Origin of the sequence: Methanoculleus sp. UBA303 (assembly GCA_002501655.1) — an archaeon.
Lineage (GTDB): Archaea > Halobacteriota > Methanomicrobia > Methanomicrobiales > Methanoculleaceae > Methanoculleus.
This window is the reverse complement of sequence record DANY01000022.1, coordinates 30,150-50,504: the sequence shown is the minus strand read 5'-3', so window position 1 is coordinate 50,504 and position 20,355 is coordinate 30,150. Positions and strand designations below refer to the sequence as shown.

Sequence of the window (20,355 nt, the reverse complement as noted above, 5' to 3'; positions counted from 1 at the left end):
AGCCCCGGTGGCGGTGTCAACCATCGTCGCAAAGTTGTTGAGCCCGAGGTCGATAGCAAGATACTGATCGGGGTCAAGGGGTTGAGGTTGGGGGGGAGCGTCGTAGCAGAACTCGATCTTGTACGCCTTCCCCCCGTGGACCGGCAGGATCGTGACCTCCCGGATCTGGTGTGGCTTGATGCACGGCGGGATCGGGAAGGTGAGTTCCTTGCCCGTCAGGCCGTGCTGCTTCCGGAACTTGTGGGACATCCCGAGCGTCACGGATCCGTTGCGGATCGTCAGGTGCGCCCGGGGGAACGCCAACTTGAACCGGCCATCTTTCGGCAGATACTTCGGGGAACCGGGGCGGTATTCGAGCTGCCCCTTGCGATACAGTTTCATCAGCTCGAAATACCCTTTGTAAGCTTCTTCAACCGACCGCAAGGTCTGCTGAGCGGTGTCGCTGTGCAGCAATCCGTAGTTCTCGTTCTCTTTTGACTGCACAGAAGTGCTGTACTCTTTGAAGGGGAAGTCCTTCTTTCGGGTGTAGGGGAGATAGGATCCGACCAGCACGTCAACCCTGGAGGTGAGGTCCGGTCGGATCCTCTGAAGGATCTGGCTGTTCTCCTGGTGCGTGGCATAGTGCTGCCGGACGTTGTACAACCCCACGTTGTACATGCCCTTGGCATGGTACGCGAGCGTGTCGAGGATCTGGAACGTCTTCTTGGGAAGACGCAGATAGTTACTGACCGCTCGCAGTGCCATTGGTTCTCAGATATGGCTCTCATCGGTCTATAATCTAACTCATGCGGGGCGAAAGTGTACGAGGCTTGCTGGGGGCAATTCCTCCCCCCGCTTGCGCAGGGGGTCTCCTTGCCCAAGCGAGATGAAACGCATCATCGCAGCAGTCATGATCGTCTTCCTCGTCCTCCCGGGGGCCACGGCGACCCCAGGGGAGAGTTGATCGGGAACGATGAGATGAATACGACACCGGGGGGAGAACACCGGGTGAAGATGGAGGAGAACAGGGCCCCTAAGATCACAGAGAATGAGACTCCAGAGATTGCGGAGAATGAGACCCGGGTGGACAGGGTTCACCGTGACCAGAACCGGGTCAGGCTCGCCGTCCACGCCCTGCTCGCCGCAGAAAACCGGACCGGCGGCATTGGCCGGGACGTCTCCATCATCGCCCGGGAGTTCGACAACTCGGTCCAGAAAACGGTCCAGGCCGAGGAGCAGATCCGGGCCCGGCACGGCCTCGTGCGGTTCTTCTTCGGGGGCGACGAGGACGCCGCACGCCTGATCGTAGAAGAGGCGCAGCGGAACCGGGAACGGGTCACTGAACTTCGGCAGTCAATCGGGAACTGCACCTGCGACGACGGGACCCGGACGATGCTCCGGGAGCAGGTCCGGACGATAGAGCAGGAGCAGGACCGGCTCTCGGCACTCGCAGAAGAGGAGATGCGGGCCCGGGGCCTCTTTTCCTGGGGGTAGGAACCCCCAACCTCTTATTGCCGCTCTTCTAACCTATCGTGGAGCGTCAGGTGGTCGCACTCCGGGCAGGTGGTGAAGACCCCGCAGGCGGAACAGTCCTCGCCGGTGCAGGGCTGCACCCGGATGGTGACGCTCGTGCGGGGGAACTCCCCTTTGACATCGGTCTCCACGTGCTTCACGATACCGTAAGCCTCCTCAAGGGTCGCGGTCTTCGGGACGACCAGGTGGAGGTCCACGAACCGGTTCGGCCCCGACCGGCGGGTCCGGAGCCGGTGGAAACCGATGACGGCCGAGCAGTGTTCGTTGATAATCTCCCGGATCCGGGCCTCCTCCTCAGGGGGGAGGCTCCGGTCGACGAGGTCCTCGAACGAACGCCGGATAAGATCGAATGCCGCCTTCAGGATGATGACGGCGACCCCGAGCGCGACGAAGGAGTCGAGGATCGTAAGTCCGGTGAGCCGGATCAGGACGAGACCGCCCACGACCCCTGCGGAGGTGTAGACGTCCGTCCGGAGGTGCCAGGCGTCGCTCTCAAGCGCAATCGACTCGGTCTTCTTCGCCACCGCCATAAGCCGGGAAGAGACGTAGAGGTTTATCCCGGCCGAAAGCAGCATGACGGCGATACCGAACCCCAGCGCCTCGACGTTCAGCGTCTCCTCTCCGCCGAGGAGGTTTCTCACCGCCTCGTTGATGATCAGGATGGCGGCCACGAGGATAAGGACCGCTTCGAGGAGGCCGGATATGCTCTCGTACTTCCCGTGCCCGAAGGTGTGGCACTCGTCGGGGGGCTGGGCCGAGCGCCGGACCGAGAAGTAGGCAATGATCGCGGCTATCAGGTCGATAGCGGAGTGGATCGCCTCGGATATAATACCGACCGATCCAATGGCGACGCCGACGGTCAGTTTTGTTACGACGAGAAACGTGTTCGATGCAACCGAGAGGCGTGCGGTCTTCTCTTTCAGCACGCCATCCAGGCCCAGAGCATCCTCCTTTCCCGCTCCCGGAGCGATCTCTCCCATGATTGATAAGTGTTCGACCTCCACCGGGATAGGGTTTTTCGTCCCCGGAGGGAGGGGCTCTCAATCGACCGTGAGGATGATGAGCGAGTCGGTCCCCTCGCGCCCGGGGGATACCCCCTCGGTGAGCACCACGCGCTCCCCGGGCTGGATAAGCCCTGAGTCCCGGATCGAATCGAGGATCGCCCCATGCCAATATTCTTTCTCGCTCCGGATCAGGAACGGGCAGACCCCGTAGGAGAACGCCAGGAACTTGAGGGTGCTCGGGTTCCGGGTGAACGCAAGGATCCAGGCCTCGGGCTTGAACCGGGAGATGCTCCGGGGCGTGCTCCCGGAGCGGGTGGGCGTCAGCACGAACCGGATGCCGAGCGCATCCAGCGCCTCGATGACGTTTAAGGAGACGACGTCGTTGACAGTGATCTTCTCCCGGCCCTTCCCCTGCCGGAAGTAGTCGAGCGGGGCGCACCCGGCCCCGACGGTTGTGCGCTTCTCCTCGGTCGAGCGGGCGATCTTCGCCATCATCGCAACCGTCTCGACCGGGTACTTCCCGATGGTCGTCTCCTCGGAGAGCATGACGGCATCCGTCCCGTCGAGGATGGCGTTGGCGACGTCGGTCACCTCCGCCCGGGTTGGGCGGATGTTATCGGTCATCGACATCAGCATCTGGGTAGCGGTGATCACCGGCCTGCCGAGTATGTTGGCTTTCTGGATGATCCGCTTCTGCACCGCCGGAACCTCCTCGATGGGGGTCTGGACCCCGAGATCGCCCCGGGCGATCATGACCCCGTCAGTCTCCCGGAGGATCTCGTCGAGGTTTGCGAGCGCCTCCTGCCGCTCGATCTTGGCTATCACACGGATGGACTTCCCGGATCTGGCCGCATACTCCCGGGCCTTCCGGATATCCTCCACCCGCTCGATGAACGATATGCCGAATGTGTCAAGTCCTTCGGCGAGCCCGAAATCGATGCACTCGAGGTCGCGGTCGGTCACGGCGCTGAGCGCAACGATCCCTCCGCCGCCGACAAGGCTCATCCCCTTGCGCGAGAGGAGGGGGCCGCCGATGACCACCGTCGCCCGGACATCGCTCTCGGTGACCTCGTCGACCCGGAGTTGGAGGAACCCGTCGTTGAGGAAGACGGTGCTCCCCTCTGAGACCAGCTGCGGAAACTGCTCGAACTCGACAGGGATCCGCGAAGGGTCCCCCGGCGCCGGGGAAGTCGTGAGGGTGACGACCTCGCCCTTGTGGAGTTCCATAGGCTCGTTCGCGAGGTCGCCGATCCGGATCTTCGGCCCCGGGAGGTCGATCAGGATCGTGACAGGGATCCCGGTATCCTCCGCTGCGGCCCGAATGTTTTTGATGTTCTCCCGGTGCTCGTCGAACGTACCGTGGGAGAGGTTGAGTCGGGCGACGTTCATGCCGGCGCGGACCATCCGGGCGAGCACCTCCCGGGATCGGGATGCGGGCCCGATGGTACAGACAATCTTGGTCTTCTGGTCAGGCAGGGTCATCCGCTTCCGTTTTGCCTGCTCGGATATCCGCTGCAGCACCTCTTCGAGCATCATAAAGTATCTTCAGGTTCCGACATCGGATTAACCTTCGCCCGACAGGGTCGGCAGGCCTCGGGAAAAAAGAGTATGCAGGGGTTACGCGCCTGTCCGGGGGCGGTGCGGCTCCATCACTCCAGGACGGATTCCTGGCCGGGCCCGGTGCTCCCCGGCTCCCGCACCGGGGTCACAGCGAGCGCCCGCCCGCTCTCGGCGCTGTACTCCCCGATACGCCGGTGGACGTGCTCGACCATGCCTCCGGTGGTGATGATGAGCGAGTTCTCCCCGATGAGGGCTTTTAAGATGCACTTATCGATGACCCCATAGGTGTAGTCGAGGAGGATCCGCTCCCGGTTGGCGAACTCCTTGGCGCGGGTGCCCATCGCCCCGACGTGGTCGACCGTGCCCTGCTCCACGAGCGCCCGCAACTTGTCGCCGCCGGTCCGGTCGGCGTTGCAGAGGTAGATCGTCCCGGGGTCGTCCCGGGCCGGGGCGTGGCCGTGCATCGCCCGCTCGATCCGGTCGGTGAACTCGAGCACACTCTTCGGGGGAACGCCCCGGTCGATGACGCCCCGGAGGCCGAGCTCGTTGTAGAGGTCGAGGAGGGCCGGCGGTTTTAAGCGGGCGGCCGCGAGGAGGCTCGCGTCCGAGAAGACCTCCTCCGGCGGCCCCCTGGCAAGGACCCTTCCGCGCTCCATGAGGATGACCGAGTCGGCCCAGCGGTACGCGAGTTCGACATCGTGGGTGGATATGAGCACCGTCCGGCCGCCGGAGGCGAGTTCGTCGAGGAGTTCCATCACCTCCTCGGAACTTGCGGGGTCGAGGGTGTTGGTCGGTTCGTCGAAGACGAGGACCGCTGGCTCCATAGCGAGGATGCCGGCGATGGCGACCCGCTTCTTCTCACCGCCGGAGAGGTGGTGGGGAGGCCGCTTCTCGTAGCCGTGGAGCCCGACGTAGCCGAGGGCGTCCCGGACCGCCCGCCGGACAGCGTCGGGGGGGAGACCGAGGTTCACCGGCCCGAAGGCCACGTCCTGCTCGACGGTCGGGGCGATGATCTGGACGTCGGGGTTCTGGAAGACGAACCCGACACGGCGGCGGAGGTCCCGGAGACTCCGGTTGTCGTAGGCGAGCGGTCGGCCGGAGAAGCGGATCTCGCCCGTGGCGGGCCGGAGCATACCATTGAGCATCAGGAGGAGCGTCGACTTCCCGGCACCGTTCGGGCCAACGAGGGCGGTCTTTGACCCGGCGGCGATCCGGACGCTCACCCCGGCAAGGGCGACAGGGCCGTTTGAGTAGGTGTAGGTGACGTTGTCGGTTTCAAGCAGTGGTGTCATACGAGTACAAGACCTCCGGTGCAGAGTGAGGCGCCGAAGACGACCCCGATGTAGAGCAGGGCCGCCGCGAGCGCAAAGCAGGAGACCGGCCGGGTATCGCCCGGGATGCAGAGTCTGCCGTCGTAACAGCGTGCGTCCATCGCGAGGACCAGGGCTTCACCGCTCTCCCAGGTCCGGAGGAAGAGTGCTCCCGAAAGCATCCCGAACGACTGCACCGACTCCCGGAACCGGCCGTAACCGAGACGCATCACCTGCGAGCGGTAGATCTGACCGGCCTCCTCGATGAGGATGAAGATAAACCGGTAGGTGAGCATGGCGAGATCGATGAAGACGGTGGGCACCCGCAGCCTCCGGAGGATATCGAAGACCTCGGTCATCGGCGTCGTGAGCGCGATGAAGTAGAGCGAGCACATGCCGCCGAAGACCCGGGCGAGGAGGAGAACGGCGAGGTTCACGCCGTCGGCCGTGATGGCGAGTGGGAGGCCGGGGACCTCGAGGAGCACCGCCCCGCCAGCGGTGATGAAGAGGACCACGGCGATGCTCATCACAGCAAATGAGACCGGGATGAGGAGAAGCCGGGCGTAGAACCGCACGGGGATCCTCGCGAGGGCGAGGATGACGGTGCTCATCGAGGCCGCGACCAGGAGGGGGGCGACGGGGGCCGGCGAAGAGACCGAGAGCAGGATGCTCGAAAGTCCTATGAGGAGTTTGAGGCTCGTGCTCGTCTGCCGGAGGCCGTTTTCCTGGGCAAAATCTTCGAGCACCTCGTACATCCTTCCAGTCCTCTTATCAGGTTCGTGGGAGTACCAAAAAAATCAAGCGGTTTTCCTGCTGCCCTGCCAGTAGCCGAAGATGTAACCGATGATCACGGCACCGATGGCAGCCTGCAGGGCGAAGAGGAGCGACTCAATCTCGCCGCTTGGGGGTTCCCAGAAGGGCTTCGCCCAGGGCTCGTAGCCGGAGGCCTCGATGAGGTCGGCGGCGTTGCCGTCGGCTCCGCCCCAGGCCTCCTCCCCGGTGGCCCTGATCGCGGCGTCCTGGAGGAGGAAGACAGCGGCAAAGACGAGGATAAGCGCAGCGACCGCAATCTCCATACCGTATTTCATGCGGCGGCCTCCTGGAGTTTCCGGATTGTGCTCTCAGGGAGGAGGTTTAGGCGGGTGAGGATCTCGGGTTTGAGCTGGACGATGTACTTGAAGACGAGCGCGATGACCGCGCCCTCGACGATGGCGAGCGGGACCTGGGTAACGGCAAAGATCGCGGCGAAGGCCGAGAACGCCCCAAGGAACCCGGCGGTCCCGGGGAACGCGAGTGCGAGCTGGACCGAGGTGACGACGTAGGTGGCGAGGTCGGCGAGGGCTGCGGCACAGAAGACCGTCGCGTAGGTGTTCGCGCCCGCCCGGATCCCGACCTTATAGATTAGATAGGCGACGGCCGGGCCTGCGATCCCCATGGAGAAGACGTTCGCCCCGAGGGTGGTGATCCCGCCGTGCGCGAGGAAGACCGCCTGGAAGACGAGGACGATCAGCCCGAGAACGGCGGCGATGCAGGGGCCGAAGAGGACGGCGCCGAGCCCGGTCCCCGTGGGGTGCGAACAGCTCCCGTTGAACGAGGGGAGTTTGAGCGACGAGAGGACAAAGACGAAGGCACCTGCGACCGCAAGGAGCGGCAGGGCTTCCCGTTTCTCCTGTACGAGTTTGTTTACCTGGTAAAGTCCGATGACGATGAAGGGCAGGGAGACGAGAAACCAGACCTGCCACCAGGGGCTAGGTAAAAATCCTTCCATGATGTGCATGATTATCCACCAGTAGACCGCCGTGCCGGCGCGTCAGCCAAATTAACTTGAGTTAATACAAATTAATCTGACATATCGAGGTTATCTCAGGTCATATTTATCTTCTGCGGTATTCAACACTACTGGAACGATATGCGCCCGATTCCACGAATTGTCGTCGCCGGAACCCACAGCGGCTGCGGCAAGACAACGCTTGCAAGTGGCCTGATGGCGGCGCTCGCCGCCCGGGGACTCGCTGTCCAGCCATTCAAGGTGGGCCCGGACTTCATCGATCCCGGTCACCACTCGGCCATATGCGGCCGGATGTCGCGCAACCTCGATCCGTTCATGATGGGGGAGGCGGGGGTGCGAGAGACGTTTGTCCGGGCCTCTGCCGGCGCCGACGTCGCCGTCGTCGAAGGCGTGATGGGACTCTATGACGGCCTCGACGGGACCGATACCGCGAGCACGGCGCACGTCGCGAAGATCCTCGACGCCCCGGTTCTCCTCGTGGTAGACGCGAAGGGCGCGTCCCGGAGCGTCCATGCGGTGGTCCGGGGCTACGCAGGGTTCGACCCGGCGGCCCGGGTTGCCGGGGTCGTCTTCAACCGGATCGGGAGCCCCCGTCACCGGGGGCTGATCGAGGCCACACAGAGCCTCCCGGTCTACGGGTGGGTCCCCCGGCGGGACGACCTCGTGGTCGCGAGCCGGCACCTCGGCCTCGCTATGGCGGCCGAGACGGGAATACTTGCCGGGTTCGGCGCGGTTGTGGAAGAGACCTGCGATCTTGACAGAATTATAGGCCTCGCCCGGGCGGTCCCGCCCCTCCCGGAGCTGCCGGAGGTGTTGGATCGGCCGGAGGCAGGGATCCGGGTCGGCGTCGCCCATGATGCGGCGTTCTGCTTCTACTACCAGGACAACCTTGAGGGGCTCGCGCGAGCCGGGGCGGACCTGGTCTCTTTTTCGCCGGCACAGGACCGGCTCCCGGACGTGGATGCACTCTACCTCGGGGGAGGCTACCCGGAACTCCACGCAGAGGCGCTCGCGGCTTCCCGGTGCCGGGATGATATTCGTCGGGCGGTCGACGACGGCATGCCGGTCTACGCGGAGTGCGGCGGGCTCATCTACCTCACAGAACGACTGGTGACCGGCGACGGCGACCACCCGATGGCGGGGGTCCTCCCGGCGGTGGCGGAGATGACGGGCCGCATCCAGGGTCTCGGCTACGTGGAGGCCCGGGTGGTCGGCGGGGCGCCGGTCCTTGCGCCGGGTTCCGCCTTCCGGGGCCACGAGTTTCACTACTCACGCATCGAGTGTGCTCCCGACGCAAGGTTTGCCCTGGAACTCCTCCGGGGCCGGGGGATCGACGGCGGTCGTGACGGACTTGCCGTGCAGAACACTGTAGGGCAGTATACCCACGCTTACTTCCCGGTCGGGTTTGCCGAAACACTGGTGCAGGCTGCCGCGGCATACCGGCGGGCGTAGGGGAAGTCCCCCGCACCCCGCCGGTACGGGCGAAAAATGAGGGTTAAGCGGTTGTGTTGCTGGTGACGATGATCGTTCCGACAAACCCGGACTCCTGTGACTGGTAGGTGTAGTTGTCTTCTGTGGAGAAGGTGTAATTATACGAGTCCCCCGGCTGGAGCATCCCCGAGTTGAAGAACCCGGCTGCCCCGGTTGCCGAGACGGTCTCATTCGTGGCGGCGTCGTTGGTCCATGTCACCGTGGTGCCCGGGGAGACGTTGAGCGTCTGCGGTACAAATCCACTATCGGTGATGGAGACGGTCTCTCCCCCGGCTGCCGGCGGTGCGGGCGGGGTCTCCGTCACGTTCGTGGCGGAGGTCGTTGTGGTCGCTATGGTGGTCCCTGTCCCCATGGGCGTCGCCGTCGTCGCCGTCGCCATCGGGGTCTCGGTTGACATGGTCGTCGTTGTCGCTGCAGGAGTCTCGGTCGTCACGGGCGTTGTTGTCGCCATTGGGGTCTCGGTGACTCCCGGTGTTGTTGTGCCAGGGGTCACCGTCTGGTTACCCGCCGGCTGCACACACCCTGCGATCATGATGCTCGCGATCACCATGAGGGCAAGGATACCAAATATGTTCTTCATGGGGTGGAGGATGCTTCTTAGCGTAAATAAACTTTACCCCACACTTTGAAACTAAAATACGGGGTTTAAATTCGTCGTCGGATGATTACGACCGGCGATCCCGGCATCTAAAGGCGACTGGATGCTCTACCGCGGATAGCGTGACGCACGCGCAGCAACCAGCTGGATAGTGGCTAATACGCCTCGATAAGTCCTGAGGAGAGGGGGCGCACCAGTTGGACGATATACCGGTATGGTGGGCACCCCGACAGGGTCGCCGTGAAGCGTCTCCCAGTTTCCAGGAACGCTACAGGACTGCGAACATCCTCTCCTGGGACAGTCTGGGTCCCGGCCGGGACTCCGGGCACTGTGTCACGCATCCGCGCCTCAATCTCCTCGCGATCGCTCCGGAACGGCATCCACTTCCCGGAGCAGGAAGGAGAACGCCGCTCCTTCTCCGGGGCGGCCCGGCACCCGGTCTTCCACCCAGAGCCTGCCGCCATAGCGGTCGATGAGTATCCGGACCAGGTAGAGCCCGAGCCCTTCGCCCACGCCCCGCTGCTTCCTCTCGTAGCGGTGGAAGATCTCCTCTTTCCGGTCGTCAGGGATGCCCCGGCCGGTATCCGCAACCGTCACCCGGAGAAACCCGTTACCCTCCGCCTTGACCCGGATGGATACCTCGACGTCGGGACCCCCGTGCTTTACGGCGTTGCCGATCAGGTTCATGAAGACCTCGCAGAGGAGGTCGTCCGCAAGAACCTGCCGGGGAGCGCCCTCGTAGCGGATGGAGGTATCCGGGAAGTGGGCGATCTCCGCCTGGATGACTGCGTCGAGGTCGGTAGCCCGGAGCCCGGGCGGCCCTGCGTGAATCCGCCGGATCTTCGAGACGGTCCCGAGGATCTCGATGCTCTTTGCTATGCTCCGCTTCAGGTTCGCCACGTACCCGGCAGCCTCGCCCTCCACGGAATCGACGAGTAATTCGGCATAAAGGTTCGAGACGTTCTCGGTGTTCCCGATGTCGTGGGTCAGGATGTCGAGGTAGAGGTTCGCCTCCCGGTGCGCAGATTCAAGGTCCCGGTGAATCCGGGCGAGTTCACCGGCGTGGCGCATAATAGCTTCCTCCGTCCGCCTGCGCTCGGTGACATCACGGACGATGCCACCCCGGAAGAGCGGCTGGCCAATCGAGTCGGGGATCACCGTGAAGTGGTCCTCGAGCCAGCGGTACCGGCCGTCTTTCGCCCGGAACCGGTAGACGAGGAGCCCCCTGCCCGAGGCGGCAGCGGTGTTAAGCTCTGCTTCAACCGGCAGGCGGTCGTCGGGATGAATGCGGTCCACGACCTCTTCAAGGTTCATGGCAGCCATCTCCTCCGGTGTAAAGCCGAGGATCTGCTCGATGACCGGGCTCATGTAATCGTAGCGGTCCGCCTGCAGGTTGCGCCGGTAAGCCGCATCGAGGGAGTTTTCCAGGACCGCCCGAAACCGCTCCTCACTCTCCCGGAGAGCCTCCTCAGCCCACTTGCGCCTCGTGATGTCGGTGAAGAACGCTGTAATATATCCCCGCTGAGATGAAAACGCAGTGACTTCATACCATCTCGAGAGAGAAGGCAGCGGATATTGAAACGTCGCCGGTTCGCCTGTCAATGCCACGTTCCCGTAGCTCGCAATAAGATCGCCGATCTCATCCGGGGCGAAGATCTCAGTCGCCCGCCGGTTCAGAATATTCTCCCGAACAAGCCCGGTAAATTCTTCAAACGTCCTGTTAACCCTTAAATAGACAACATCGACGGGTCTCCCGCTGCCATCGGTGATGATCTCGCAGAAAGCGTACGCAACGAGGGGGTTATCAAGAGCCTGCCGGTACCACTCCATGTTCTCCTGGAGAGCATCCTCAGCCCGTTTACGCTCAGAGTCGTCGTAGATGTAGCCCTGGGCCTCGAGGAGTTCGCCGTCCGGACCGAAACGTCCGACCACGTTCTCGACGACATGGATCCGGGTGCCGTCCCGGCGCTTCCGCGTTCGACCCTCGTTCTCTACCTTCCTCTCCCTCCGGATGCGCGCGAGAAGCCAGTCCCGGTCCCCGGGGTCTTCGTAGAGATCCCCGATATTGGTGTCCAGCGCTTCTTCTACAGAGGCAAACCCGAATATCCTGACAAACGCCGGGTTGCAGGCGAGTATCCGGCCATCCAGGGCGGTGACAAAATCTCCAGTGAGATCGTCTTCAAAGAGCCGCCGGTACCGTGCTTCGCTCCCTCGCAGGGCTTCTTTTACAGACTGCAACGCGGCGTTCTCGCGCCGGAGCATCTCGTTCTCGGCCTGGATCGCGGCCATGCACTCATGGGCCGGCCGCTCCCCCGCTGCAGTGTTAGGCGATTTCCTGATCGATTTATCTGAGCGTGCCGGCATCAGAACTCCAGGGACAACTTCACTGCTGATCCTAGCTGAATTTGCACGGGGAGTATTAATGCTACCTCCCGGCAGGCAGGGTCAGAGGATTCTTCGTGCACCGCCTGTGAAGGCAAAAGCCAATCGGGAACTGGTGGATATCTTATGGTCATACAGCCAAGATGATGTACGTTACAACCCGGAATATTTGTAACCACACTGATATCGCCACAGAGCGTTCGCGAAGCCCGCAGAGGAGAAACGTATGAAGTTCGAGGAGATCAACGGCAACATCTTCTACAACGGCGATTGCATTCCTGGGGCAAGGGAGCATATCCCCGACGGCACGATCGACCTCATCGTCACCGATCCTCCATACGGCATCAACGGCGACCGGTTGCACCGGCACTACAACCGGGATGAGGGGTTCGTCGTAGAGGGTTACGTCGAGGTTCCCGCATCCAGCTATGGAGAGTTCAGCCAGAACTGGATACAGGAAGCCGAACGCATCCTCAGGCCGGGCGGAACAATCTACATCGTCTCGGGGTACACGAACCTCTACCACATACTCCATGCCCTGCGGCAGACAAACCTCCGCGAGGTCAATCATATCATATGGAGGTACAACTTCGGCGTCTACACCAGCCGGAAGTACGTCTCCTCCCACTACCACATCCTGTTCTATGAAAAGCCGGGCGGCAAGAGGACGTTCAACCTGGAGTCACGGTACGGGGTCAGGGAGAGGGCTCCGGATGATGGGTCGCTGAATTACCGGGACCGTGAAGATGTCTGGATGATCAACCGCAAATACAAACCCGGGCAGGTGAAGAACAAGAACGAACTGCCGGCAGAGTTGCTCATGAAGATGATCCAGTACAGCAGCAGCGAGGGCGACCTCGTCTGCGATATGTTCCTTGGCGGGTTCTCGACTGCCAGGGTGGCCATCGGCCTCAACCGCCGGGTGACCGGGTTTGAGGTATCGGGGTCGGTCTTCGACCTTCAGGTCGAAGAGTTGAGGGATATCAGGCAGGGATACTTGCTGCCGTCGGTAAGGGTTCCCCGGATCGAGGACCAGGAGAACCGGGGCAAGCCCTGGACAGACAGCGACCGCGAGACCCTGGTCTGCCGGTTCACCCGACTCATCGAATCCGGCAAGACGAAGAAGAAGGCCATCGAGATACTGGAGGGAGAACTTGGCCGGGGCCGCTGGTCTATCGAGAAGATGCTGAATAAACAGGGTATTAAGGCCGGCGGCAGGCGGGGCGGGCTGAAGAACAATGAGAACGCTGATAACTCCAAACCATCGTTGGCCCTTCGTTCCCGGGATGAATGAAGTTTATCCATGCAAACGGCTGCTATGTGGGGAGGTCGCCGGGGTGGTGGTGGTGCCGGTGCGGGTGCTCGGCAGGGAGTGGACTGGAACACCTGGCAGAACACGGAGAGAGGCGGACTACCGGCGCACGGGACCGGGCCGGTGAAGGTCCGGGTGAGTAACTACACTGGAACACGGTCGTCGAGCATCGGCAACACTAAAACGGTTCAAAAAAAATGTTTTACGGATACCCCGGAGAATTCACGCCGGATGGAAGATACCGATGACAACACCCACCGCGCGACCGTTCCTCAAGTGGGCAGGCGGAAAGGCGCAGCTGCTCGATGTGTTCACCCGGAGAGTCCCTCAGGGACTCAACGAGGGAACCCTCCCGGTCTTTGTCGAACCGTTCATTGGCGGTGGGGCGGTCTATTTCAAATTTAACAGCATCTTCAGATTTAAGGAGTGCCACATATTCGATATCAACGAGGAACTGGTCCTTGCCTACAGCGTTGTGAAGAACGATGTTCGGGGTCTCATCGACTACCTTGGCGACGTCTCGGATGACTTTTTATCCCGGAATGATTCCGGGCGGAAGGATTACTATTACACCATGCGGGATACATTCAACCGCGCGAAAGGAGCCATCAATTTCACGCAGTATGGTGAGGAGTGGATAGAGCGGGCAGGCCAGCTCATCTTCCTCAACAGAACGTGCTTCAACGGTCTTTACCGGGTAAACTCCCGGGACGAGTTTAACGTCCCGTTTGGCAGGTACAGGAACCCGAGGATCCTGCATGAAGGTGCGCTCCGGGCCGATTCCGTTGCGCTCCGGAATACGACCGTCCATCTCGGCGATTTCACACTGGCAGAGCCCTACATCTCAAAAGACACGTTCGTCTACTTCGACCCGCCGTACCGGCCCCTGAATCAGACATCATCGTTCACGCAGTACTCGAAGGACAGGTTTACCGACGAGGAACAAGAGCGTCTCGCGGCATTTTATGCCCAATGCGATGCCCGGGGGGCCAGCCTGATGCTGAGTAACTCTGATCCGAAGAACATCGACCCGGACGACGAATTCTTTGATGATCTCTACGCCGGATACAACATTGACCGGGTTCCGGCGAGGAGAACGATCAACTGCGACGGAACCAAACGAGGGAAGATTCACGAGATCATCGTCACGAACTACAGTCGGGAATGACCCCAAAGGACGATAGCGCCAGGGCATACGCTCTATTCGGGAGCGTGAACGCCCGGGTCAGGACCATCCCACAACTATAAGACCTCCCGAAGATATGCGGACCCATGGCGTTCCGGGAGATCGACGACGACCTCTGGGAGATCGTCCTGAGACACCTTCCGCCCCAGAAACCCCACGTCGGCCGGCCGCGCCGGGATCCCCGGCACCTCTTCAACGGGGTTCTGTACGTCCTCTCCACCGGGTGCACATGGAGCGATGTGCCGGCGAAGTACGGGACGAAATCGACGGTGCACCGTTACCACCTCGAACTGTGTGAGCGGGGGGCATACCAGGCGATCTTCCTCGACCTCCTCCGGTCGGGCTACGAGTTCCGGAAGGGGGAGGCGGACCGGTGTGTTGTGAGGAGGCTCAGGGCTCCCGTGCCGTAGGCAGCGATGCTGGCAACCACTCTAAAACTCCCCCGCCACCACCACAAACAGGTCCCCACGGGGGGCCGGGGGCTCTGCCCCCGTCCCGACGACGATCCGCTCCTCCGGGTAGCCGAGATCCTCGCAGACGGCGATCCGGGTCCCCGGCGGGAGGGCGGCCGCGAGCGCCTTAACGTCGAAGGCCGGGTCGGCTATGAGGAAGACGACACGGCCCCGCAGGACCTCCTCCCGGGTGTCGGCGACCGCCCGGGCATGATCTTTCCCGTGGGCCGAGACGACCACCGCCCGCGTCAGCGGGACCTTCAGGCGGGCGAAGGCGACCTGGAGCGAGGATATCCCCGGAACCACCTCGCCCGGGAGGTAGCCAAGGCCGGCAAGCATCGGGTCCCCTGTCGAGAGGACGACTGCATGGGCCGGGAGGGACCGGAGGCTCCGGTAGTCCGTGATCTCGTGGACCTCGCACCCCGGCGGGACGACATCCCGCGCAAGCGTGATCGCCCGGGCCGAACCGTAGATGAGCGACGCGCCCGCGATGACCGCCACCGCCTCCGCGGTCAGCATACCCGGGCCGCAGCCCACCCCGACAACCTTCACGGCGACTCCCCGATGACCCGACCGTCACGGTCGACGATCACGACCCGGAGACGGGGGTAGCGGAGACAGAACGCTGAAATTTCCCGACGAGCAACCTCCTCCCAGAGCGGAGTCGCCGAGAGTTCTTCCACCGTCGCGCACCCGGTCCCCTCGAGGACATCAGGGTTCATGAACTTCAGGATCAGCCCTGGAAGCCCGCAGATCACTGCATCGCCATCGACCGCCCGGAGCGCCTCCTGAAGCTGGCTCCCCACGAGGACCGCCTCCCGCTCCGGAAAGAGGAGCCGGGAGTAGCGGAGCCCGAGCCGTCCGGTCGTCAACACGACCGCACGAGCCCGGGCGATACGGTCAAGCACCCCCTCCGCCATGTGGTCATCCCAGGGCTCCACGAGTCCGGTCGTCCCGAGGACCGATATACCGGCCTGCACTCCCACCCTCGGGTTCAGCGTCTTCTGCGCCACCTCCGCCCCCCGGGGGATCGTGAGTATGACCGTCGTCCCGTGGAGGCCCGCCTCCTCCACCGCCTCGTCGATCGATCGCCGGATGCAGTTGAGCGCCGGAGCGCTGATCGCCGGCGTCCCCTGCCGGTGGCGGGGAGTGTCGCGACCGAAACTCCCGATGCCCTCGCCGGGGACGAACTGGACCCCCCCCGAGAGGGAAGGAACCGCGGTCGCGACGAACTCGAGCCCCGCGGTCACGTCCGAGGGGTAGTCCCCGGCGTCCTTCCAGCACGATGCCCGTCCCCGGTAGGCGTCCACCGGGATTCTGACCGCAATACCGCAGGGAAGGGTGACACCCACCCCCGTGACCGTGTCAAGGGCAAGCGAGAGAACCGCCGCCTTACAGGCCGCGGCCGCCGTCGTCCCGGTCGTGAACCCCCTGCGGAGGACCGTTCCCGACGCCGTCAGGACAGCAAGGCCCCGCCGGACGTCGGGGAGGAGGTCGGGAGAGCGGCAGGCCGAAACCCACGCCTCGGGGTATTCGAAGTCAGTAATCGGGTCCCGCATGACCTGCACGCTCGGCGAGGATCGTTATGATCTCGTTTATCGCCGCCACCGCGACCGGTGTGCCGCCCCGGGTGCCGGCGTTGGATACCGACGGCACGTCGAGGGCACGGAGCGCCTCCTTCGACTCCGCCGCGTTCACGAATCCCACCGGGGTCCCGACGACCAGTGCCGGCCGGACATTGGCCCGCACCATATCGCAGACAACGAGAAGCGCCGACGGGGCGTTCCCGATGATCACGATTGCACCTTCTATCCGGTCCCGCAGGGCGACAAACCCCGCGGATGTCCGGGTGATCCCGCGCTCGCGGGCGATATCCTCACCGAAGTCAAGGGCGCAGAGGACCTCGCTCTCGTGCCCGCGCTTCAGGATGCCCGCCTGCACCATCCGGATATCAGTGATGATCGGCGCCTGCCGCTCGAGCGCAGAGAGCCCTGCCGCGACCGGGTCGCCGGTAAAGCGCATCAGGTCCGCCATCGCAAAGTCGCCGACCGCGACCGAGCACCGCTGCCGGACCCGGTCCTCGGGGGTGGCGTTTCCCACCCGCTCCCGGGCCAGATTCCGGCTCTTGCTCGCTATCGCGTAAGCCTCCGGGGTGACCGCCGCAAGGTCAGTATACGTATTTCCGGTGGTATCCCCGGGGCGTGATGATTCCTCTCTCATCAGTCTCACTCCTCCAGATCCTCGTCTCTTCTCCGCCGACCAGGACAATCGAGTGCATGTCCACGAAGGCGAAGTGGTCTTCAAACTCACCGAGCGTCGTTACCAGCCGCTCCTCACCCTCCCGGTAGGCGTTCCTGACCACCCCGACCGGCGTTCCGTCGGGGAGGTGCCGGCGGGCGATCCCGACAGCAGCGTTCAGGTTGTGCGGCCTTCCCCGGGAACGGGGGTTGTAGAGGACGACCGGCACCCGCATCCGGAACGCGAGGTCGAGCCTCCGCTCGATCTCCTCCCAGGGCGTCAGGAGGTCCGAGAGGCTCATCGTGACGTAGTCGCCTGAGAGCGGCGAGCCGAGGAGCGCCGCCGCCGAGACCGCGGCCGTGATGCCGGGGATGATCTCGACAGGGACCTTCGTCGCTGATCGCTCAGCCACCTCGAGAACGATGCTCGCCATCCCGTAGACCCCGGCATCGCCGCCGCTCACCATCGCGACGACGCGGTCCTCCGCGAGGGCGAGCGCCTTCGTCGCCCGGTCGACCTCCCGGCCCATGCTGCTCCGGATAACTTCTTTCCCGGCGAGCATCGGCAGGACCAGGTCAAGATAGAACCCGTTGCCTATGATGCAGTCGGCCTCCCCGAGGGCTTTCAATGCCCGGGGCGTCATCTGCAGCAGGTTGCCGGGGCCGGTACTGACGATATACAGTCTTCCTCCATTATCGCGCGATTGCAACGGTAACACTCCCATAGGCCTGCTTGGCAAGCACCAGTTCTTTCCGCTTCGAGGCCGCGAGGGCCGAGGGTTCCGCGACCCCGGCAAGCCCGATCAGGGCGGCCCGCGAGGGGGTAGGGCCCTCCTGTGCGTTCAACATTTCGTCGTCCAGGAAGACAAGGTTGCCGCCGAGGTCCGCGACGGCACGGAGGAGCCCTGCCTCCCCGCGCTTCTTCACGGTCGTCGCGTAGACGAGGACCTCGTCAGGGGCGATCCCGACCTCCTGGAGCGCCCGTCCGACAGCGGCAGCCACATCGGCCGCCGGGACACCCTTCCGGCACCCGACACCGACAGCGTACTCTCCCTTCCGGACGAGGAGGGAGACCCCCGGACCCGCGACGACGATCCCGGGGCCGGTGACGGCGTAGAGGGGCACGTCGGCGTCCAGCACCGCGGCGTTCACCGCACGGGTGGAGTCACGATTCACGATATCGCATCCCGACCGGGCGGCTATCCCCTCGACCGACTCCTTTCCCCGGGTCTCGGTCGCGGTCGTGATAACCGGTTTGATCCCAAGAAGAGCAAGTTCCCGGGCAAGATCGTTTCCGCCGTGGTGCCCGCCGACGACCGGGACGGCGTAGCGCAGGTCCGGGCCGACCACCACCACCGCCGGGTCCCGCCACTTGTCGGTGAGGAGGGGGGCGATCCCCCGGACGGCGATCCCGGCCGACATCAGCGCGACGATCCGGCGGTATCCGGTAAACGCCGCCCGGAAGGCTTCCGGACCGTAGGAGATAACATCCGCGCCGAGCGAATCGGCGATCCGATGTGCGTCAGGAAGGAACCGCTCGAGCGCTATCACGGCCGTCTTCCCGGTCATGAGTAGAGGACCGACCTCCCGAACCCCGACATCGCCCCCTCGACCACCTTCCCGATGACGATCAGCGCCGTCCGCTCGATCCCGGCCGCCCGGGCCTTGGCCGCGATATCAGATACCGTTCCCCGGACGACCTTCTGGTCGGGCCACGAAGCGTGGTAGACGACCGCCGCCGGGGTATCGGAAGGGCACTCCACCCGGGCAAGGACCGCCTCCATCCGCTCGGTCCCGAGGAAGACCACCAGCGTCTGCCCGAGACGGGAGAACTCGGCGATCCGGTCCTCCGCAAGCGTCGCTCCCGCCGGACGGGTGACGATCAGGCTCTCGGAGACGTCGCGGAGCGTGAACTGGGTCTCGAGGGCCGCCGCGGCCGCAAAGAGCGACGAGACACCGGGGACAATCTCAGCCTCGATCCCGCGCTGGCGGAGTTCCGCCATCTGCTCGACGATAGCCCCATAGAGCGCCGGGTCGCCCGAATGGAGTCGGACGACGAGTTTTCCAGCCCGGACATGCTCCTCGATAGTGCCGACGATCTCCGGAAGTGCCATTCCCCAGCTGTCGAGTTTCAGCCCGGCACCGGACTCCGCAACAAGCACCGGGTTCACGAGCGAACCCGCGTAGATGAGAACATCCGCCCGCCGGAGGAGATCCATCCCCCGGACGGTGATGAGGTCAGGCGCCCCCGGACCGGCACCCACGATGTAGACCTTATGCATCCGACCGCCTCGCAAAGAGAATCGAGAAGTAGTCGCTCTCCTCGGGGATGTCGTCTCCCCGGTAGACCCGCTGTTCTGGCAGGTACATCCGCTCGACAAGGACGAACTCCGAGTAGCCCTTCCCCTTCAGGTCAGCAGCGAGCGCCGCAGGCCTCCGGACCTTCATGAAGATCCGGGACTCGGGACCGTTCCCGTCCGAGACCAGAAACCCGCCGGCCACCGGGACGTTCGCCACGGAGGCGAACGCGGTGATGGAGCTGATCCCGGGCGCTGTCGCAAACGAGACCTCCGGGTAGCGCCCGGCGATCACATCGCAGAGACGGGAGAAGGTCGAGTAGAAGTTCGGATCCCCGATGATCCCGAAGACCACAAGGCCATCCCTGGCCCGGGGGGCGATCCGGTCAGCATTCTCTTCGAGACACTCCCGGATGTAGCCCTCGTCGCTCGTCATCGGGAAGTTGAGGACGGCCGCGTCAGGACGGTAGGGCCGCACCAGTTCATAGGCAAGGTTTCCAGGGACAAAGACCGCCGCCGCCTCGCGGAGGAGGCGGACTGCCCGGAGCGTCAGGAGTTCCGGGTCGCCGGGGCCGAGCCCCACGCCTACGAGCATCCGGCACCCCCGACGATGATGTAGACAGGGTTTACAGGCTTGAACATCATCCCGCCGGCGATACCGGCGGACCGGGAGACCTGCAGGTGGACGGCCTCGATGAAGATCCCGAGGCGCTGCATGCTCGTTATCGCCTCAGAGAGTGTCCCGACCATGACCGCGTTCACGACGATCCTCCCCTGCACGTTCGCGGCGAGGAGGTCGAGGATCTCCGGCAGGCGGCGGGACCCCCCAACAAAGGCGGCGTCGAGCCGACCGATGCCCGGGAGCACATCCACCGCGTCGCCCTCGAAGAACTCGATGTTACCGGCACCGGCGACGGCCGCCTCCTGCCGGGCATAGGTGACCGCCTCCGGCCGTTGATCGATCGCGTAGACCCGTTCTGCCACCTTTGACGCGGCGATGGCGACCTTTCCGGTCCCGCACCCGACATCGGCCACCCGGTCACCCGGGCGGATACCGAGTTTCGCGAGCGAGACCGCCATGACTTCGTCCTGCGTAGGTCCACCCTTCAGTCCCATAGCATCCCCATTTCCCAGATAAATTTGTGCTAACTCCTATTAAATAGGCCAGTGAACAACTCCGCCGCCCGGGGCCCCGGGGCAGGGGATGACAGTCCACCGATACCCC

The 20,355-nt window shown here is 63.8% G+C and carries 21 protein-coding genes and 1 pseudogene; 5 read left to right on the top strand and 17 right to left on the bottom strand.

The annotated features are described in order from the left end of the window. A pseudogene (locus BP846_RS04700) lies at positions 1-744 on the bottom strand (RNA-guided endonuclease TnpB family protein); the annotation flags it as partial. Between the two features lie 213 nt (positions 745-957). On the opposite strand from BP846_RS04700, the gene BP846_RS04695 reads away from it, so the two are divergent. After that, positions 958-1,473 carry a hypothetical protein gene (locus BP846_RS04695; RefSeq protein WP_292392938.1) on the top strand — a complete coding sequence of 172 codons (516 nt, stop codon included), beginning with the start codon at positions 958-960 and terminating at the stop codon, positions 1,471-1,473. A gap of 14 nt (positions 1,474-1,487) precedes the next feature. Here BP846_RS04695 and BP846_RS04690 read toward each other — a convergent pair whose 3' ends face one another. The 6 genes from BP846_RS04690 to BP846_RS04665 form a co-directional block, all read right to left on the bottom strand. Beyond that, positions 1,488-2,492 (bottom strand): cation diffusion facilitator family transporter, encoded by a 1,005-nt coding sequence (locus BP846_RS04690; protein ID WP_292392936.1) that lies wholly within the window; start codon positions 2,490-2,492, stop codon positions 1,488-1,490. Between the two features lie 60 nt (positions 2,493-2,552). Continuing rightward, on the bottom strand, positions 2,553-4,052 hold the full coding sequence (gene pyk / locus BP846_RS04685) for a pyruvate kinase (protein WP_292392934.1): 1,500 nt from the start codon (positions 4,050-4,052) through the stop codon (positions 2,553-2,555). A gap of 113 nt (positions 4,053-4,165) precedes the next feature. Continuing rightward, positions 4,166-5,368 carry an energy-coupling factor ABC transporter ATP-binding protein gene (locus BP846_RS04680; protein ID WP_292392932.1) on the bottom strand — a complete coding sequence of 401 codons (1,203 nt, stop codon included), beginning with the start codon at positions 5,366-5,368 and terminating at the stop codon, positions 4,166-4,168. Further along, positions 5,365-6,141 carry a cobalt ECF transporter T component CbiQ gene (gene cbiQ, locus BP846_RS04675; protein ID WP_292392930.1) on the bottom strand — a complete coding sequence of 259 codons (777 nt, stop codon included), beginning with the start codon at positions 6,139-6,141 and terminating at the stop codon, positions 5,365-5,367. The genes BP846_RS04680 and cbiQ overlap by 4 nt, the downstream gene beginning before the upstream one ends. A 42-nt stretch (positions 6,142-6,183) precedes the next feature. Beyond that, positions 6,184-6,474 (bottom strand): energy-coupling factor ABC transporter substrate-binding protein, encoded by a 291-nt coding sequence (locus BP846_RS04670; RefSeq protein ID WP_292392928.1) that lies wholly within the window; start codon positions 6,472-6,474, stop codon positions 6,184-6,186. Beyond that, entirely contained in the window at positions 6,471-7,163 is a 693-nt protein-coding gene (locus BP846_RS04665; RefSeq protein ID WP_292392925.1) for an energy-coupling factor ABC transporter permease, read from the bottom strand. Before BP846_RS04665 ends, BP846_RS04670 begins: the two co-directional genes overlap by 4 nt. A 132-nt stretch (positions 7,164-7,295) precedes the next feature. Between BP846_RS04665 and BP846_RS04660 the strand changes: the two genes are divergently transcribed. Then, positions 7,296-8,627, top strand: coding sequence for a cobyrinate a,c-diamide synthase (locus tag BP846_RS04660; protein ID WP_292392923.1), 1,332 nt, complete (start codon positions 7,296-7,298; stop codon positions 8,625-8,627). Positions 8,628-8,670: 43 nt separating this feature from the next. On the opposite strand, the gene BP846_RS04655 is transcribed toward BP846_RS04660, so the two are convergent. Together BP846_RS04655 and BP846_RS04650 are read right to left on the bottom strand one after the other, a co-directional pair. Next, complete coding sequence (locus BP846_RS04655) at positions 8,671-9,246, bottom strand: cupredoxin domain-containing protein (RefSeq protein WP_292392921.1); 576 nt, start codon at positions 9,244-9,246, stop codon at positions 8,671-8,673. 366 nt (positions 9,247-9,612) lie between these two features. Then, complete coding sequence (locus BP846_RS04650) at positions 9,613-11,553, bottom strand: PAS domain S-box protein (protein ID WP_292392919.1); 1,941 nt, start codon at positions 11,551-11,553, stop codon at positions 9,613-9,615. A gap of 319 nt (positions 11,554-11,872) precedes the next feature. On the opposite strand from BP846_RS04650, the gene BP846_RS04645 reads away from it, so the two are divergent. From BP846_RS04645 to BP846_RS04635, 3 genes are all read left to right on the top strand, one after another. Beyond that, positions 11,873-12,940, top strand: coding sequence for a DNA-methyltransferase (locus tag BP846_RS04645; protein ID WP_292392917.1), 1,068 nt, complete (start codon positions 11,873-11,875; stop codon positions 12,938-12,940). A gap of 262 nt (positions 12,941-13,202) precedes the next feature. Then, the gene (locus BP846_RS04640; RefSeq protein ID WP_292392915.1) at positions 13,203-14,126 is read left to right on the top strand and encodes a DNA adenine methylase; all 924 of its coding nucleotides are present in this window, start codon (positions 13,203-13,205) and stop codon (positions 14,124-14,126) included. Between the two features lie 104 nt (positions 14,127-14,230). Next, on the top strand, positions 14,231-14,554 hold the full coding sequence (locus BP846_RS04635; RefSeq protein WP_292392914.1) for a transposase: 324 nt from the start codon (positions 14,231-14,233) through the stop codon (positions 14,552-14,554). Positions 14,555-14,575: 21 nt separating this feature from the next. Here BP846_RS04635 and BP846_RS04630 read toward each other — a convergent pair whose 3' ends face one another. The 8 genes from BP846_RS04630 to cbiT are packed head-to-tail and all read right to left on the bottom strand — an operon-like array spanning position 14,576 to position 20,246. Continuing rightward, on the bottom strand, positions 14,576-15,148 hold the full coding sequence (locus tag BP846_RS04630) for a cobalt-precorrin-7 (C(5))-methyltransferase (RefSeq protein WP_292392912.1): 573 nt from the start codon (positions 15,146-15,148) through the stop codon (positions 14,576-14,578). Further along, the gene (locus BP846_RS04625; RefSeq protein ID WP_292392910.1) at positions 15,145-16,155 is read right to left on the bottom strand and encodes a cobalt-precorrin-5B (C(1))-methyltransferase; all 1,011 of its coding nucleotides are present in this window, start codon (positions 16,153-16,155) and stop codon (positions 15,145-15,147) included. Before BP846_RS04625 ends, BP846_RS04630 begins: the two co-directional genes overlap by 4 nt. Continuing rightward, on the bottom strand, positions 16,136-16,816 hold the full coding sequence (locus BP846_RS04620) for a precorrin-8X methylmutase (protein ID WP_292392908.1): 681 nt from the start codon (positions 16,814-16,816) through the stop codon (positions 16,136-16,138). The genes BP846_RS04625 and BP846_RS04620 overlap by 20 nt, the downstream gene beginning before the upstream one ends. After that, positions 16,764-17,558, bottom strand: a complete 795-nt coding sequence (gene cobJ, locus BP846_RS04615; protein ID WP_292392906.1) for a precorrin-3B C(17)-methyltransferase — start codon at positions 17,556-17,558, stop codon at positions 16,764-16,766. Before cobJ ends, BP846_RS04620 begins: the two co-directional genes overlap by 53 nt. After that, positions 17,527-18,402: a cobalt-precorrin 5A hydrolase gene (cbiG, locus tag BP846_RS04610; protein ID WP_292392904.1), complete on the bottom strand. Its 876-nt coding sequence runs from the start codon at positions 18,400-18,402 to the stop codon at positions 17,527-17,529. Before cbiG ends, cobJ begins: the two co-directional genes overlap by 32 nt. Then, entirely contained in the window at positions 18,399-19,115 is a 717-nt protein-coding gene (locus BP846_RS04605; RefSeq protein ID WP_292392902.1) for a cobalt-precorrin-4/precorrin-4 C(11)-methyltransferase, read from the bottom strand. Before BP846_RS04605 ends, cbiG begins: the two co-directional genes overlap by 4 nt. Further along, positions 19,108-19,725: a cobalt-factor II C(20)-methyltransferase gene (locus BP846_RS04600; protein ID WP_292392900.1), complete on the bottom strand. Its 618-nt coding sequence runs from the start codon at positions 19,723-19,725 to the stop codon at positions 19,108-19,110. Before BP846_RS04600 ends, BP846_RS04605 begins: the two co-directional genes overlap by 8 nt. After that, a complete protein-coding gene (gene cbiT, locus BP846_RS04595; protein WP_292392898.1) occupies positions 19,716-20,246 on the bottom strand; it encodes a precorrin-6Y C5,15-methyltransferase (decarboxylating) subunit CbiT in 531 nt (176 codons plus the stop codon). Before cbiT ends, BP846_RS04600 begins: the two co-directional genes overlap by 10 nt. Between the last annotated feature and the right edge of the window lie 109 nt (positions 20,247-20,355).

Bases quoted from the DNA above. Each gene is read 5' to 3' on its own strand.
- BP846_RS04680 (WP_292392932.1), bottom strand. From the start codon at position 5,368: ATGACACCACTGCTTGAAACCGACAACGTCACCTACACCTACTCAAAC.
- BP846_RS04665 (WP_292392925.1), bottom strand. From the start codon at position 7,163: ATGCACATCATGGAAGGATTTTTACCTAGCCCCTGGTGGCAGGTCTGG.
- BP846_RS04645 (WP_292392917.1), top strand. From the start codon at position 11,873: ATGAAGTTCGAGGAGATCAACGGCAACATCTTCTACAACGGCGATTGC.
- BP846_RS04635 (WP_292392914.1), top strand. From the start codon at position 14,231: ATGGCGTTCCGGGAGATCGACGACGACCTCTGGGAGATCGTCCTGAGA.
- BP846_RS04655 (WP_292392921.1), bottom strand. From the start codon at position 9,246: ATGAAGAACATATTTGGTATCCTTGCCCTCATGGTGATCGCGAGCATC.
- cbiG (WP_292392904.1), bottom strand. From the start codon at position 18,402: ATGACCGGGAAGACGGCCGTGATAGCGCTCGAGCGGTTCCTTCCTGAC.
- BP846_RS04660 (WP_292392923.1), top strand. From the start codon at position 7,296: ATGCGCCCGATTCCACGAATTGTCGTCGCCGGAACCCACAGCGGCTGC.
- BP846_RS04620 (WP_292392908.1), bottom strand. From the start codon at position 16,816: ATGAGAGAGGAATCATCACGCCCCGGGGATACCACCGGAAATACGTAT.
- BP846_RS04650 (WP_292392919.1), bottom strand. From the start codon at position 11,553: ATGGCCGCGATCCAGGCCGAGAACGAGATGCTCCGGCGCGAGAACGCC.
- BP846_RS04640 (WP_292392915.1), top strand. From the start codon at position 13,203: ATGACAACACCCACCGCGCGACCGTTCCTCAAGTGGGCAGGCGGAAAG.
- BP846_RS04605 (WP_292392902.1), bottom strand. From the start codon at position 19,115: ATGCATAAGGTCTACATCGTGGGTGCCGGTCCGGGGGCGCCTGACCTC.
- BP846_RS04695 (WP_292392938.1), top strand. From the start codon at position 958: ATGAATACGACACCGGGGGGAGAACACCGGGTGAAGATGGAGGAGAAC.
- BP846_RS04690 (WP_292392936.1), bottom strand. From the start codon at position 2,492: ATGGGAGAGATCGCTCCGGGAGCGGGAAAGGAGGATGCTCTGGGCCTG.
- cbiQ (WP_292392930.1), bottom strand. From the start codon at position 6,141: ATGTACGAGGTGCTCGAAGATTTTGCCCAGGAAAACGGCCTCCGGCAG.
- BP846_RS04600 (WP_292392900.1), bottom strand. From the start codon at position 19,725: ATGCTCGTAGGCGTGGGGCTCGGCCCCGGCGACCCGGAACTCCTGACG.
- cobJ (WP_292392906.1), bottom strand. From the start codon at position 17,558: ATGGGAGTGTTACCGTTGCAATCGCGCGATAATGGAGGAAGACTGTAT.
- BP846_RS04670 (WP_292392928.1), bottom strand. From the start codon at position 6,474: ATGAAATACGGTATGGAGATTGCGGTCGCTGCGCTTATCCTCGTCTTT.
- pyk (WP_292392934.1), bottom strand. From the start codon at position 4,052: ATGATGCTCGAAGAGGTGCTGCAGCGGATATCCGAGCAGGCAAAACGG.
- cbiT (WP_292392898.1), bottom strand. From the start codon at position 20,246: ATGGGACTGAAGGGTGGACCTACGCAGGACGAAGTCATGGCGGTCTCG.
- BP846_RS04625 (WP_292392910.1), bottom strand. From the start codon at position 16,155: ATGCGGGACCCGATTACTGACTTCGAATACCCCGAGGCGTGGGTTTCG.